At 41.3% G+C, this 13,903-nt stretch carries 14 protein-coding genes; 1 reads left to right on the top strand and 13 read right to left on the bottom strand.

Going from position 1 to position 13,903, the window contains the following annotated elements; genetic code table 11:
• Nucleotides 1–192: 192 nt before the first annotated feature.
• The 13 genes from flgL to L1D51_RS16350 form a co-directional block, all read right to left on the bottom strand.
• Nucleotides 193–1,425 (bottom strand): flagellar hook-associated protein FlgL, encoded by a 1,233-nt coding sequence (flgL, locus tag L1D51_RS16410; protein ID WP_055020697.1) that lies wholly within the window; start codon nt 1,423–1,425, stop codon nt 193–195.
• Between the two features lie 2 nt (nt 1,426–1,427).
• A complete protein-coding gene (gene flgK, locus L1D51_RS16405) occupies nt 1,428–3,437 on the bottom strand; it encodes a flagellar hook-associated protein FlgK (protein WP_054562213.1) in 2,010 nt (669 codons plus the stop codon).
• Between the two features lie 13 nt (nt 3,438–3,450).
• Nucleotides 3,451–4,419, bottom strand: a complete 969-nt coding sequence (gene flgJ, locus L1D51_RS16400) for a flagellar assembly peptidoglycan hydrolase FlgJ (RefSeq protein WP_054562214.1) — start codon at nt 4,417–4,419, stop codon at nt 3,451–3,453.
• A gap of 194 nt (nt 4,420–4,613) precedes the next feature.
• Complete coding sequence (locus tag L1D51_RS16395; RefSeq protein ID WP_054562215.1) at nt 4,614–5,708, bottom strand: flagellar basal body P-ring protein FlgI; 1,095 nt, start codon at nt 5,706–5,708, stop codon at nt 4,614–4,616.
• 12 nt (nt 5,709–5,720) lie between these two features.
• On the bottom strand, nt 5,721–6,404 hold the full coding sequence (gene flgH / locus L1D51_RS16390; protein ID WP_054562216.1) for a flagellar basal body L-ring protein FlgH: 684 nt from the start codon (nt 6,402–6,404) through the stop codon (nt 5,721–5,723).
• A 15-nt stretch (nt 6,405–6,419) separates the two neighbouring features.
• On the bottom strand, nt 6,420–7,208 hold the full coding sequence (gene flgG, locus L1D51_RS16385; RefSeq protein ID WP_054553306.1) for a flagellar basal-body rod protein FlgG: 789 nt from the start codon (nt 7,206–7,208) through the stop codon (nt 6,420–6,422).
• A 21-nt stretch (nt 7,209–7,229) separates the two neighbouring features.
• Complete coding sequence (locus L1D51_RS16380) at nt 7,230–7,994, bottom strand: flagellar basal body rod protein FlgF (protein ID WP_054553307.1); 765 nt, start codon at nt 7,992–7,994, stop codon at nt 7,230–7,232.
• Nucleotides 7,995–8,154: 160 nt separating this feature from the next.
• Nucleotides 8,155–9,522, bottom strand: coding sequence for a flagellar hook protein FlgE (gene flgE / locus L1D51_RS16375; protein ID WP_054562217.1), 1,368 nt, complete (start codon nt 9,520–9,522; stop codon nt 8,155–8,157).
• Nucleotides 9,523–9,573: 51 nt separating this feature from the next.
• Complete coding sequence (locus L1D51_RS16370; protein WP_054562218.1) at nt 9,574–10,257, bottom strand: flagellar hook assembly protein FlgD; 684 nt, start codon at nt 10,255–10,257, stop codon at nt 9,574–9,576.
• Nucleotides 10,258–10,270: 13 nt separating this feature from the next.
• A complete protein-coding gene (gene flgC, locus L1D51_RS16365; RefSeq protein ID WP_054562219.1) occupies nt 10,271–10,702 on the bottom strand; it encodes a flagellar basal body rod protein FlgC in 432 nt (143 codons plus the stop codon).
• 2 nt (nt 10,703–10,704) lie between these two features.
• The gene (gene flgB / locus L1D51_RS16360) at nt 10,705–11,115 is read right to left on the bottom strand and encodes a flagellar basal body rod protein FlgB (RefSeq protein WP_054562220.1); all 411 of its coding nucleotides are present in this window, start codon (nt 11,113–11,115) and stop codon (nt 10,705–10,707) included.
• A gap of 135 nt (nt 11,116–11,250) precedes the next feature.
• Entirely contained in the window at nt 11,251–12,081 is an 831-nt protein-coding gene (locus L1D51_RS16355; RefSeq protein WP_054562221.1) for a CheR family methyltransferase, read from the bottom strand.
• Nucleotides 12,082–12,102: 21 nt separating this feature from the next.
• Complete coding sequence (locus tag L1D51_RS16350; RefSeq protein ID WP_054562222.1) at nt 12,103–13,035, bottom strand: chemotaxis protein; 933 nt, start codon at nt 13,033–13,035, stop codon at nt 12,103–12,105.
• 142 nt (nt 13,036–13,177) lie between these two features.
• Between L1D51_RS16350 and flgA the strand changes: the two genes are divergently transcribed.
• A complete protein-coding gene (flgA, locus tag L1D51_RS16345) occupies nt 13,178–13,882 on the top strand; it encodes a flagellar basal body P-ring formation chaperone FlgA (RefSeq protein ID WP_054562223.1) in 705 nt (234 codons plus the stop codon).
• Nucleotides 13,883–13,903: the final 21 nt, after the last annotated feature.

Genomic DNA, 13,903 nt, shown 5'->3' with positions numbered 1-13,903 from the left:
GCACTGTATTTAAAAGAGAAATATTTTAGCTTTTTAACTAAACATGGCATCTGGTTACCTTGAAAGCCGCTATCACGATGTTTTACTAAAGATATAAATACTAAAAAGAGTGCTCTAAAAACGCTTTTAAAGTGTGAAGCTTAAGGAAGGTTTTGTAGGTWAAGTTTATTAAATAAGCTTAACCTACATAAATTATAAGTAATCAAATAATGAGAGGTTAGCCAAACGGCCAAATGTTGCCTGTGCAGCTTGCAGTGATGTTTCTTGTTTGGTGAGTTCAGTAATCGCTTCAGCCATATCAAGCTCAACAAGCTCAGCTTTTGCAGCTTTATTGCTAGTATCTAAGTCACCGTTTGATTGTTCGATTTTCTTGGCCGTATTTAAACGACCACCCAAACCGGCCTGAACAAGTGAAACCTGATTTTTGGCATTATCGAGTTGTACGATGGCATCAGCTAAAACTTGATCAAACTCTTCTTGAGTTAAATCAGGATTGGTTAGTCCTGCTATCAGGTCATCCAAAGTATTTAACGCATTCTCTTTTTGTGGTGCTTCAAGGTCAACATCAACTTGGCCATTTGCAACAGGTGAAACAGAAATCTCCATACCTTGATATTCAATTTTACCGTTTTCAAAACTACCGCTGTCAATCGTTACACCAGCTTGCTGCACAACAAATGTATTAGGTGTGCCTGTGGTAGTAATAAAGCTTAGTGTATTGGCATTTGCGGCTGCGGCAGGGTCTGCGTTGTAATTTGCCTGATGGAATTTATCGAAATCAGCTTGCTCAGTAACATAAATTTTTGAGCTTGTGATACCGCCTGACACAGTGCCGTCGTTTGATGCCACATTTAGTCGAGCATTTACTTTTTCGAATGTATCAAAACCATTGTCACTTGATTTGATTTCTACACCTTCAGCCACTTTGATTTTGTGTTGCCCCTGATCGCCACCATATTCATAGCGACCAGAAGTACTATTAAAGGTGTAAGACGGAGTATTATCTTGGTAACCCGAAAAGATAAATTTACCGTCTTCGGTCTTTGCATTCATCAAATCAAGTACCGTACTTTGCAATGCTTTAACTTCTTCAGCAATACCTTCACGGTCGATATCACTATACGCACCATTACCAGCTTGAATAGATAAAGTATAAGCAGACTCAAGCGCACCTTTAATATTTTGCAGCACACTTTCTTCTGTTGTTAGGCGGCTATTCAGCATTGTAATGTTTTTTGTGAACTGTTCATTACCCTGAATGCGATCTGTATAAAGTAGTGCGCGAGCCGTAGCCGAAGGATCGTCAGCAGCAGTCAATACACGCTTTTGAGTATTAACCTGCTCTTGCGCTTTGTTTACATTTTGCTGTGAGTTAAGAATAGAGTTAAGGTTATTCTTATACATCATGTTATTTGAAATACGCATAATTACCTCGCCGCACTTAATAAGGTGTCAAAAATAGTACGTGCTGTTGAAAGGACCTGTGCTGATGCTGCATACGATTGTTGAAAGCGCAGTAAGTTTGCCGCTTCTTCATCAAGGTTTACACCTGATAGCGATTCATACCAAGCTTCAGACTGATCAGCCAATGCTGTAAAGGCCGCACCATTGGTTTGGGCTTGACTAGTCACTACACCAATATCAGTGACAATGCCTGAATAGGCTTGATTAAACGTTTTATGATTATCGGCTGTACTACTTGCTTCAACATTTTGACGCACTAGCTCACCATTTTGTAAATCGGCCAATAGCAAACCATTACGGTTATCATCAAAACCACCAGTGTTAAACTCTACTGTGAAGGTGTCACCTGTTGCAGGTGATCCTTCAATATTAAAGTCAAAGCCGTAGGTATCGTAAGGCGCCCCTGCTTGAGCAAGAATATTCTCAGCAGGTGGTGTAATGGTAAACGTCGATGTACCGTTACCATCTGTAATTTGATACTCGTTAGCATTCGCCGTTTTCACGAGTGTGATATCGCCATTCGCCAAACTCGGTGGGGGACCCACGGTAATACCCGTTGAGTTGTCAATATCGGACACTGTGCCAGCAGAAATACTTGCATCACTGGTATTATTGATATCGTTCGCAGTTCGAATAGGTGATGCTAACGCTAAATCTTCAGGACGTTCAGTTGCAAGCTCTAAGCTAGTTGCAGCCTGAGAGTTCAACTTAACCATAAATTGGTCACCAGTATTTGCAGCACCTGATACGTTGAGCTGTAAACCAAACGCTTCACCACCCGTAATAGTTGATGAGTCAATCACACCGGCAGTCACATTCGCTGTAGATGCGGTGCCAATGGGTTCACCTTTATTATCAATTGCCTGAATCTCAACAGTGGTTGCGCTTGTATAGGTCACAATAAAATCACTTGCTGGCAATTCGCTGCCTTTACCAGGTTCAAGGGTTGCCGTCATTGTTGATGTGCCCGTATTCGCTTGATAACCAAACGCATCTACCGTTGGAATAGCAAAAATATCGCCACCAATTTCACCATTAGCGTCCATACCTAAGCTATTTTGTTGGTTAAAGGCATCGGCTAATGCTAAGCCCATTTGACCAAGTTGGTTTTGCGCTGGAACTAAAATATCGTCACGAAATGCCAGTAAGCCACCAATTTTGCCTTTCAATTTACTCACATCAACTTCAAGCGGCACGGCTTTGCCGCCGTTTATATCAAGTTTTAATTCTTTAAAGTTCGGATCAGGATCGCCACTGAATGAAAACAGGTTAAATGTGCCACTTTGCATGACAAGTGCTTGACCAGAGCCTAAATACACTTGTTTCTCGCCGTTATTACCATCGAGTGTTTCAATATCAATCAGCTCAGATAGATCACGAATTGCTTTATCACGTTCATTATATAAACCACTTGATACTGACTCACGATCAGTACCATGAACCGAAGCAATCTTGGTATTTAAATCACTGATATTTTGGATCAGGTTATTTGCTTCATCTGAAAAGATTTCTAGCTGCTCATTTACTACTGCTTTTTGGTCAACCACAATGCTCGATAACCTGTCCATTTGATCAATCAAATTTTGTGCATCCGTCATGACCAGTGAACGAGCTACTGTTGATGACGGTTGATTTAAGCTTTCTTGTACATTGTTAAAAAACGAATTTACGCTCGTTGATAAGCTGTTTGACTCTTCTGAAAACAAGCTATCTACACGGCTTGCTTCAGTTACAAACTGATCAAAAAACGCTTTATTAGAGGTATCTCTATTTAATTGCTTTTGTGCAAATTCATTTAGTAAGCGATACGTTTCACCACGGCCGACTTGGTTATCGATCATGGTTGTGAACTCAGTACGCTCACGCACATAGCCCTCGGTATTAACGTTGGCGATGTTTTTACTGGTGGTTTGTAAAAGCTCAGAGTTAGCTCTTACACCGGCATTTGCTATGTCATATAAGCTAAATGACATGAGGGTCTACTCCTTAACGTACCAATGAAGCAGCGACGCTTTGAAGCTCAACGCGCTTCAATACCTGCTTAATTTTATCGGCATAATTTGGATCAGTTGCATAGCCTGCTTTTTGTAACGAATCTAAAAAGGCTGCAGGCTCTGCGGTATTATTAAGTGCTTCTTGATAACGTGGGTTTTCATTTAAAAAATCCACAAAGTCGTTCACACTGTCTTTAATCGATTGATAAGAGCGAAAACTTGCTTGCTTTTTAACTGGCACACCTTGTTCAAACTCAAGCGTGACTTTGCTTGCTTTATCACCTTGCCAGCTCCTATCCGATTTAATATTGAATAAGTTGTTACTACTTGTGCCATCAGCTTTACTGATGATGTGTTTACCCCAGCCCGTTTCAAGTGCTGCTTGAGCAACCATCACAGCTGGGTTTAAGCCAATTTTTTCAGCCGCATTTTTAGCGTGCTCCCAAACAGAGCTAATGAAAGACTCAGCATCTTCAAAGCGGTTTTCTGATTGCTCGTTCGCTGATGTATCCTCGACAGCTTGTGGTTTAGCCTTAGCCTCAGTAGTGCTATTAAGGACACCGCTTGCGCGTTTATCACTATCAAAGTCAGCCGTCGTTCTTAGTACAGAACCTGGTGTAAACTCTTTACCGTCTGGCGAGAGCTGCTGAACAATCAAGTCAGCTAGGCCGAGCGAACCATTTGATGAAAGCTCAACCGACATTTGTTGGTCATGCATCTCTTCAAAAAATTTAACGCCGCTTGAATTAAATGGGCTGTCTTTATCTTCAAACGCTTCATTTGCTTTGCGCATGCTTTTAAGTAGCATCTGAGTGAAGATAGATTCAAATTGTGCCGCCGCTTTTTTCAGCGCCTCTTTTGACGCATCGCTAGAGGCATCACTTTTTAAGGCATTTTGACGTAATGAGTCTAAGTTGCCTAAATCAAAAAAGTTTTGCTTGTCGAGATGATTTGTATCCATCAGCTTTTTGACACAATAGTTAATAATGAAAATTAAAATGCAAAAATTGCGCCAATAAAAAACTTTATAAATGAATGGCTAATAACTGATACAGGAATGGAGTAACTTCAGAGCCAAGATTTTGGCTGATGTTTGTGTGCTAAATGATTTAAGAAATACTAAAACAAAAAACGCGCTCGAAAGCGCGTTTTAATTTAAATGATAACCAGTTGCCCGTTTATCGCCCCCGCTTCTTTTAAAGCTTCAAGGATTGCCATTAAATCACCCGGTGCGGCCCCAACTTCATTGATTGCACGCACGAGATCATCAAGATTAACACCTGGATTAAATACAAAAGCACGTGAATCATCTTCGTTCACATCAATAATACTTTGATTGGTAACGGTAGTTTCACCATCACTTAAAGCATTTGGCTGTGACACATTTTGCTGCTCAGCAATGGTGACCGTTAAACCACCATGTGTAATCGCCGCTGGCTGTAGCTTCACGTTTTTGCCAATCACTATTGTGCCTGTGCGAGAGTTCACAATAATTTTTGCTGCTGTGTCTGCTGGCTTAAACTCTAAGTTTTCAAGTGTCGACAAATAAGCAACACGTTGAGAAGCATCACGCGGTGCTAACACTCGTACTGAAGCTGCATCGATTGCCTGAGCGCTGTCAGGACCCACTAAATCATTAATCGTTTGCTCTAAGCGTTTAGCCGTTGTGAAATCAGGACGATTTAAATTAAAGGTAATGTAGTCACCTTGCATAAACGGGCTCTTAATAGCACGTTCTACAATGGCACCGTTTGGAATACGACCCACTGTGGGTGTGTTAATAATTACACGGCTACCGTCTGCCCCTTCAGCACCTAGACCACCAACGACTAAGCTGCCTTGTGCAATCGCATAGGTATTGCCATCAACCCCTTTTAGGAAGGTTTGTAATAAAGTACCGCCACGTAAACTACCCGCACTACCAATAGATGAAACCGTAATATCAATGGTTTGACCGGGTTTTCTGAATGCCGGTAACTCTGCATGTACAGCCACAGCGGCAACATTTTTAATCTTAGGTTTTAAGCTATCAGGTAAGGTAATACCAAAACCATTCAGCATAGCTTTAAAGCTTTGTTGAGTAAATCGGCTTTGTTCACCTGTGCCGGGCAAACCGACAACCAAACCATAACCCACTAATTGGTTTGCGCGCACGCCCTCAACCATAGATACATCTTTGACTCGCTCAGCCTGTGCAGAAAACTGCAGGCTAATTAAGCAAAGAGCGATGATGTATTTAAACCCATTCATGACTTTATTCCTCTAAAATGGGAAAAGCGAACTACTAAAGAAACGAGACAGCCAACCTGCACTTTGCGTTTCTTGAATTTGCCCTTTACCTGAGTATTGAATTCGCGCATTAGCAATACGGTTTGATGTGACCGTGTTATCTGCTTGAACATCTTCAGGACGAACTAAACCTTCAAGGCGAATAAATTCTTCACCGGTGTTCAAAGTGAGCCATTTTTCACCGCGAATAACCAAATTTCCGTTCGGTAGAACACGCATCACATTGACAGATATATCACCAAATAAGCTATTTGATTGGTTAGACTTTGAATCACCTTTAAACGATGCCCCAGAACCAATACCAAACTGAATGCTATCACCGCCAATGTTAACTGGATTACCGCCAAGCCCAATAACAGGGTCTAAACTAGCGTCCGTTTCTTTGTCGGTTTCGGTTTTTGCCGCTTTGGTGGCTTGCGTTGATTCTTGCAATTTAACAGTGATGATATCACCCGCGCGCAATGCCTTTTTATCTGAGTACAAGTCATCTGCTGAATAACTATCAAACAACGAACCCGTTGGTACCATTGGCTCTGTTGTTGGCTCCGGATACATAGGCGCATAGTAAGGGTCATCCTGAACCACATGATGATTTTGCGTTGTCATACAACCACCCAGCATTAATGCTGCCGATGTGACTAAGATAATGTTACGCATGCTGCCTCCTACCCATTAAAGCTGTTGATTGATGTAACTAAGCATTTCATCAACCGCTGAAATCACTTTTGAATTCATTTCATAAATTCGCTGCGTTTCGATCAAGTTAACGAGTTCTTCTGTTACATTCACATTAGACGTTTCTAGTGAACCTTGAACCACAGTACCTAAACCATCGATACCTGGGTTCCCTTGCACAGGTGCGCCACTCACAGCGGTTTCTGTGTATAAGTTTTGCCCCATAGGTTCAAGACCCGATGGATTAATAAAGTCACTAATTGTTAGCTGACCAATTACCACGTTCTCTGCTTGCCCTGAAATACGTACCGACACTTCACCGTCTTGCGAAACAGTAATTGATTGTGCATCGTCTGGTACGTTCATTTCTGGCTGTAATGGAAAACCCGCACCAGAAGTTACAATGCGACCATCTTCGTCAGTGGTGAATTGACCATTACGTGAGTATGCAATGTTGCCATCTGGTAATTGCACTTCAAAAAAGCCAGGACCTGAGATCATCCAGTCCAATGAATTTTCTGTGGTAAGCATGTTACCTTGTGAAAAGTTCTTTTGGTTAGCAACCACTTTTGCACCGGCACCAAGCATTAAACCTGATGGCATTTCAGTGTCTTGCGACGAACGGCCACCTGGTTGATTGATGTTTTGATATAGTAAATCTTCAAATACGGCGCGGCTTTTTTTGTAACCGACCGTGCTGGCATTCGCGAGATTATTTGAGATCACCGAAATATCGGTTTGCTGGGCGTCAAGCCCGGTTTTACTGATCCATAATGCAGGATTCATAACTCTACCCTCTCAGTCATCTTAAACAATGCGTAACAGCTGATCTTGACGCTCATCGAGCTCTTCGGCTGTTTTCATTAATTTAACTTGTAATTCAAATTGGCGTTGATTGCTGATCATGTCGACCATTTCATGCACTGGGTTTACGTTCGACATTTCAAGCGTACCCGACAGTACTTTTACGTTTGGTGAAATATCACAAAAACCACAAAGGTCATTGACCAACATGTCTTCTTTTGGTCGAAATAAACCGTCATTACCTTTTTCAAGCTGAGTGTTATCAGCCTCAATCACTTTTAAGCGATCAACCACTTCCAAAAAGTTTGCTGGCGCTCCTTGTGGGCGAACCTGAATAGCACCGTCTTCACTAAACTCAACTTTCTCGATAGGTAATGGCAAAATGATTGGACCACCTTCGCCAATTACTTGACGGCCATGGCTAGTGATCAACGCGCCATCTGGAGTAATGTTTAATGTGCCAGTTTTGGTGTACGCCTCATTGCCTGATGCATCTTGTACACTCAACCAACCACGGTCACTCATCGCGATATCAAGCTCGCGGCCAGTTTCAACAAAACCACCCGATTCCATATTAGATCCAGGGCGTTCTTGCATTGCAAACACCCTAGATGGCAGACCTTCACCGAAGGCTTGCATAGAGCGAGCTTGTGCAAAATCAGCTTTAAAGCCAGTGGTGTTAGCATTAGCAAGGTTGTTGGCCTTGAGTTCAAGACCTCGCAAACTTTGCTTAGCACCCGACATGGCAATGTAGACCATTTTGTCCATAACATTGACTCACTAAAAATACGATAACTAAGAAATGCAATAAAAGTGCCAAAGTAAAATTGACGCTAAAATAGAAGAGAAAAATGAATAATTAGAATGAAAAAAGGCTGCCAATAGAGGGAGCAGCCTTCGTGTCGGATTAAGCTTAGAGCCGTTAAAATTAACGGATCTGTAGGATGTTTTGCTGTAGTGTTGAGTTAACCTCAAGCGCACGTGAATTTGCTTGGAAGTTACGCTGCGCACTAATCAAGTCAACAAGTTCGTTAGTTAGGTTTACGTTTGATTGTTCAAGCGCAGATGAGTTAATTGAGCCTAAAGTACCTGAACCTGGTTCGCCAGCAATAGGTTCACCTGATGTAAGGCTCTTCTTCCAGGCTGTATCACCCACTTGTTGTAAACCCTGTGAGTTCGAAAAGCGTACCATCGCAACTTGACCTAGGAATGAAGTATCACCATTACTGTATGAAGCAACAATTTTACCGTCAGAACCGATATCGATACCTGATAGACGACCTACAGTCGCACCATCTTGTTCCAGTGCTTTTACTTCAAAGTTACTAGCATACTGAGTAGGAATTTTATTTGTTGTTGCTGCTTCATCACGCCAATTAATAGTGACATCATCTGGGAAGCTGGCACCATTAGAAAGTAAGTCAGATAAGCCTGCCGCAGCACCAACACCATTTGGTAACGTTAATGGGTCAAACGTAGTGTCAGTGTTTGCTACACCATCTGTATTTAGTGGTAAACCACTTGAGTCAAACTGAAAAGTCGAAATAGGCGTGTATGGCGACGTAGTTTGCTCAGTACCATCCGCAGCAAACGGTTTTTCATCTAAAGTAGCATACACTTCCCACTCATTTTCATTACCAGTAGTTGTTGAATCAGTTTTCACAAAAAAGAATTGTAAAATATGTGGCTCACCTAATGAATCATACACTGTTGTTGATGTTGAGCTGTTATATGAAGCACTTGTCTCAGGATCAAACGGCGTCACTGACGGTGAAGTTGCTCGAGAGTCTAGATTAAAAGATGAATAAACATTCGTGGTTGCACGTGGTGAACCTGATGCATCAGGAATTTGTAGTGCAGAAGATGTACTTAAGCTAACAGAAGTGGTATCACCGGTTGCTTCATCAACAGGGAAACCTTGTAGATAGTTGCCATTAGCATCGACTACAAAGTTATCTTTATTTAATTTAAACGCACCTGCTCGGGTATATGTGAAGTCTTGTGCACCTAGGTCATTCGCCATTGCGAAATAACCTTCACCAGTGATCGCTAAGTCAAGTGAGTTATTTGTGAAAGATAACGAACCTTGGTGGAATTGTTGTGCCACCATTGTTGTTCTTACACCGTCACCATTTTTTGTTTTACCAGAACTAAATACTGATGATGCGTATACATCAGCGAACTCTGCACGAGACTCTTTAAAGCCCGTAGTATTAACGTTAGCAATGTTATTTGCGGTAACGTCTAAATCTTTTTGCGCGGCTGCTAAGCCTGTTAATGCAATATTGAAGCTCATAACTCACCTCTAACCTATCTCTTAGCCTAAGCTAACCCAAACCTTTTTTACTTATGCGATTTCAGCTATATCAGTTAGCCTAACCGCACCCTCTTTTGTATTTACGATAATGCCGCTTGCGCCATTAATATTGACACTTTCAATATTCTTAAAGGTCGCCATTGGCATACTGCTGTAGTCTCCATTTACAAAGCCTTCAGCACTGATGTCATATTCACCTTCTGGTAGCACATTGCCATCATTGTCTTTACCATCCCATTCAAAACGAAGTGCACCCGCTGACTGAGAACCTAATTCAATGGTACGCACTAACTGGCCTGATGAATCCGTTATTCTTAGCGTTAAAGATTCAACAGCGGTTTCTGCAACCACCGACCCTTTAGCTAGATTTTCGCCATCAAAATCAATGGTGTCAGATTCAAGCAGTGCTTGCTTACCAACAAGAGTCGAAGCCTGTAACGCAGAATTTGATGTCATTGATGCAGTGAGTGAATCAAACTTCTCGTTTAAGTTTGAAATACCTTCAGCCATGGTAAAGTTCGTCATCTGCGCAATCATTTGATCGTTATCAGCAGGATTACTCGGATCCTGAAACGACAACTGCTGTGTTAACAACGAAAAGAAATCTTCCTGAGAAAGCGTGTTGTTGTCTTCTTCAGTTGTTTGCGTACTACTTTGATTCCAACGCAAACTATCCATATAGGATGATGATGCAGAGCTGATGTCGTTACTCATAACTTATCCTCGGTTACCGTTGTCCTAACAACAGTGTTTTACTTAACATTTGCTTAGCTGCATCAGCAACTTGCACATTTGTTTGGTAAGAGCGAGAGGCAGAAATCATATTTGCCATTTCTTCTACAACATTAACGTTAGGTTTGTAGATATAACCATTTTCATCCGCACTTGGGTGGTTCGGGTTATATTCAATTTGTAGAGGTTTATCACTCTCTACAATGCCTAACACTTTAACGCCAACAGAAGAGCCCTGAGGATTGCTTTGTGATGCTGACGCTTTAGTCAACTCTGCAGCAAAAACAGGGTGGCGCGCTCGATATGTCTGATCTTGACTAGAACTAATCGTATTTGCATTCGAGATATTACTGGCTGTGGTATTTAAGCGAACATTTTGCGCACTCATACCGGTTGCTGAAATATCAAAAACATTATACAAACTCATGATTAAGCTCCTTGACTACCGAGGGCTTTTTTAAGGCCTTTAATTTTACTACTCATAAATTGCAGGCTTGCCTGATACTCTAATGAGTTCTGTACATACAAGTTTCGTTCCACTTGTATATCGACTGAGTTACCATCACCTGTATCTGCTTGATTTGGCGTACGAAACATTTCTGCGCTGCCAACAAAACGACTGCCCCCGGCAATATGTTTAGCATCGGTTCTTACCATGCTATTGCCGCCTTGTTGGTTGCTTTTTGCCGCTTTTAATGCCGAGGCAAAATCGATATCTTTCGCTTTATAGCCCGGCGTATCAGCATTAGCGATATTTGTCGCTAATAACTCAGCGCGTTGTGAACGGATCAACATCGCATGAGGATGAACACCAAATGCTTTATCAAAACTGATAGCCATAACCATCTCCAAAAAATTGACTCTGTAGAGGTTAATGCAAAAGCTAAGCCAAAAATTTAGGAGTAATTTGATTTATATAAGAGACTGAAAAATAAGTAAATTTAGCAACCTAAGGACTAGGTTGCTAAGGAGAGTTTACTTTTTCTGATAGATGATACCTGGGTTACAACGAACCATATCAAAGCTATCACTTAAGCCCGCCATTGATTCTGACGCACCTAAAAACAGGTAACCTTTCGGGTTTAAAGCTTGAGCAAATTGAGAAATGATTTTAGCTTTTACTTCTGGTGAAAAGTAAATCAACACATTACGGCAAAATATGATGTCAAACTTGCCCATTAGGGCATATGAATCGAGTAAGTTTAAATGTCTAAAGCTGACCATTTTACGTATAGGGTCAACTACCTGAGCCATTCCATTACCGCTGTCCTTGAAGAACTTTTGACGACGCTCCATCGACAAGCCTCGAGCGAGCGCCAGCGAGTCATACTCAGCATTCTTGCACATATCAAGCATGGTATTAGAGATATCAGTGCCAATAATTTGCGCACCCATCTTTAATACACCTGGGTTTTTAGATTGGAACTCGGCAACAGACATGGCAATTGAGTACGGCTCTTGTCCTGATGAACTTGCCGCTGACCATATTTTTAGTGGCCTACGCACATCTTTAAGCTCAGGAAATAGTTTTGTTTTCAATAACTCAAACGGATATTGGTCACGAAACCAAAGCGTTTCATTGGTTGTCATCGCATCAACGACAGCGGCACGAAGCTGCCTCTCATGAGGGCTTAGTGTTTTACTTACCAACTGTGATAAAGATTCAACATTAAAACGCGCCATAAGCGGCGCAAGGCGGCTTTTAACTAGATAAAGTTTATTATCGCCAAGCACAATGCCACATTGTTGCTCTAAAAAAGAGCGGAATTGATCGTATTCGCTTTGTTGTAAATGCTTATTTTCCAAAGTAATACCACCTATAAATAATTAATCACAATGAACCCATTTCTTCACAGCTGTCGCTAATTCATCTGGGTTAAATTTTGCAATAAAATCATCAGCACCCACTTTTTCGATCATTGCTTGGTTAAACACCCCACTTAAAGAGGTATGCAAGATCACATGCAAAGGTGATAATTTTGGATCAGCCTTAATTTCAGCGGTTAAGGTATAACCGTCCATTTCTGGCATTTCTACATCAGATATTAATAGACCAACACGTTCAGTAATATCATTTTGACAATCGAGCTGAGCAATCTCTCTTAAACGTAAAAGTGCTTCTTTTCCGTTTTTAGCTAGTTCAGTTTGTACACCTAGAGGTTCAAGCGCACGCTTGACTTGGTTTCGAGCTACTGCAGAGTCATCAGCAATAAAAACAATACGCTCACCCAAGTCACGCTGAATCTCACCTTCACCAACTACTTCAGCACTCACTTCAGTGTTAACTGGGCAAATTTCGTTTAATATCTTTTCTACATCGAGAATTTCAACTAATTCGTTTTCAATCTCAGTGACCGCAGTTAGGTAAGAATAACGTCCGGCTCCCGAAGGCGGCGGCATTATTTTTTCCCAGTTCATATTCACGATGCGTTCAACACCACCAACTAAAAACCCTTGCACTGAACGGTTGTACTCAGCAATGATGATAAAACTGTCTTTGATATTTTCAATTGCAGGGCCACCTACAGCCATCGATAAATCAATAACAGAGATAGTTTGACCACGGATATGCGCAACACCGCGAATGTACGCATTTGATTTAGGCATGTTAGTAAGTGGTGGACATTGCAGAACCTCTCTTACTTTAAACACGTTTATACCAAAGCGTTGTCGCCCTCTGAGTTTGAATAATAGTAATTCAAGGCGGTTTTGCCCAACCAACTGAGTACGCTGGTTAACTGAGTCTAAAATGCCTGCCATTTCAATCTCCTAAAGATAAACAATCAGAGCTGGAACAATAATTGCCTTCTTTGTGTTAAAGCTACATAAGGTTACAAAGCGTCTGTTTTTTGACGCAAAATATTTATACCTTGTTTTCAACCATAAGCATAGTCGAAACAATATGAGTTTGTTAAAAAAAAGCCGAAGATACAGTGTTTTTTATTTTCTTACTAGCCTGTTGTTTACAACACAACTACAGGCAGAAGTTTATAATACCGAGCAACTTCAACAAATCGCCATCGATTTTGTTAGCGAGCAGCTCCCTGATCTGGACACCACACCTCAAATTAGTGCTTTACCATTAGATAGTCGCATTCCTGAGAGGTTATGTGAGTCACCAATTAACAAAGAGTTACCAACAGAGCCTCCTTTTAATCGGCAGGTAACTGTACAACTTAAGTGCCAAGATTTAAATAGTTGGACCCAATACGTTCACGTGCGCATTATTGAGCTCGAACCTGTGGTTGTTGTTACCACTAATTTAGCCCGTGGAGAGGTCATTCGCCCTGAACATTTACGCCTCGAAATGAAGCCAAAGCAATTTGTTAGAACGCAATATGTTCAAGATGAGGCTATACTTATTGGCAGTCGCAGTAAGCGCAATTTACGTGACGGCACACCTATTGTTATGAGCCAAGTTTGTATGGTTTGTAAAGGCGATAATGTAACTATCTATGCTTCATTACGCGGGTTAAGAATTAAAACCACCGGAATTGCTCTAGAAGATGGCACGTTAGACGAATTAGTACGTGTAAAAAACAAAAAATCAGGTAAAGTATTAAATGCACGTGTGGATGGGGTCGAGTCTGTACAAGTAAATATTTAATTTTTTATATTTATGCTAAAG

Origin of the sequence: Pseudoalteromonas shioyasakiensis, assembly GCF_022398475.1 — a bacterium.
Lineage (GTDB): Bacteria > Pseudomonadota > Gammaproteobacteria > Enterobacterales > Alteromonadaceae > Pseudoalteromonas.
Note: the sequence above shows the minus strand (reverse complement) of the source record. Positions and strands in the feature narration are given on the sequence as shown.

Excerpts from the sequence above, each read along its gene's own strand:
- flgB (WP_054562220.1), bottom strand. The coding sequence starts at position 11,115 with ATGGCTATCAGTTTTGATAAAGCATTTGGTGTTCATCCTCATGCGATG.
- flgG (WP_054553306.1), bottom strand. The coding sequence starts at position 7,208 with ATGAATCCTGCATTATGGATCAGTAAAACCGGGCTTGACGCCCAGCAA.
- flgA (WP_054562223.1), top strand. The coding sequence starts at position 13,178 with ATGAGTTTGTTAAAAAAAAGCCGAAGATACAGTGTTTTTTATTTTCTT.
- L1D51_RS16380 (WP_054553307.1), bottom strand. The coding sequence starts at position 7,994 with ATGGACAAAATGGTCTACATTGCCATGTCGGGTGCTAAGCAAAGTTTG.
- flgK (WP_054562213.1), bottom strand. The coding sequence starts at position 3,437 with ATGTCATTTAGCTTATATGACATAGCAAATGCCGGTGTAAGAGCTAAC.
- flgE (WP_054562217.1), bottom strand. The coding sequence starts at position 9,522 with ATGAGCTTCAATATTGCATTAACAGGCTTAGCAGCCGCGCAAAAAGAT.
- flgJ (WP_054562214.1), bottom strand. The coding sequence starts at position 4,419 with ATGGATACAAATCATCTCGACAAGCAAAACTTTTTTGATTTAGGCAAC.
- L1D51_RS16350 (WP_054562222.1), bottom strand. The coding sequence starts at position 13,035 with ATGGCAGGCATTTTAGACTCAGTTAACCAGCGTACTCAGTTGGTTGGG.
- flgH (WP_054562216.1), bottom strand. The coding sequence starts at position 6,404 with ATGCGTAACATTATCTTAGTCACATCGGCAGCATTAATGCTGGGTGGT.
- flgC (WP_054562219.1), bottom strand. The coding sequence starts at position 10,702 with ATGAGTTTGTATAATGTTTTTGATATTTCAGCAACCGGTATGAGTGCG.
- flgL (WP_055020697.1), bottom strand. The coding sequence starts at position 1,425 with ATGCGTATTTCAAATAACATGATGTATAAGAATAACCTTAACTCTATT.
- L1D51_RS16395 (WP_054562215.1), bottom strand. The coding sequence starts at position 5,708 with ATGAATGGGTTTAAATACATCATCGCTCTTTGCTTAATTAGCCTGCAG.
- L1D51_RS16370 (WP_054562218.1), bottom strand. The coding sequence starts at position 10,257 with ATGAGTAACGACATCAGCTCTGCATCATCATCCTATATGGATAGTTTG.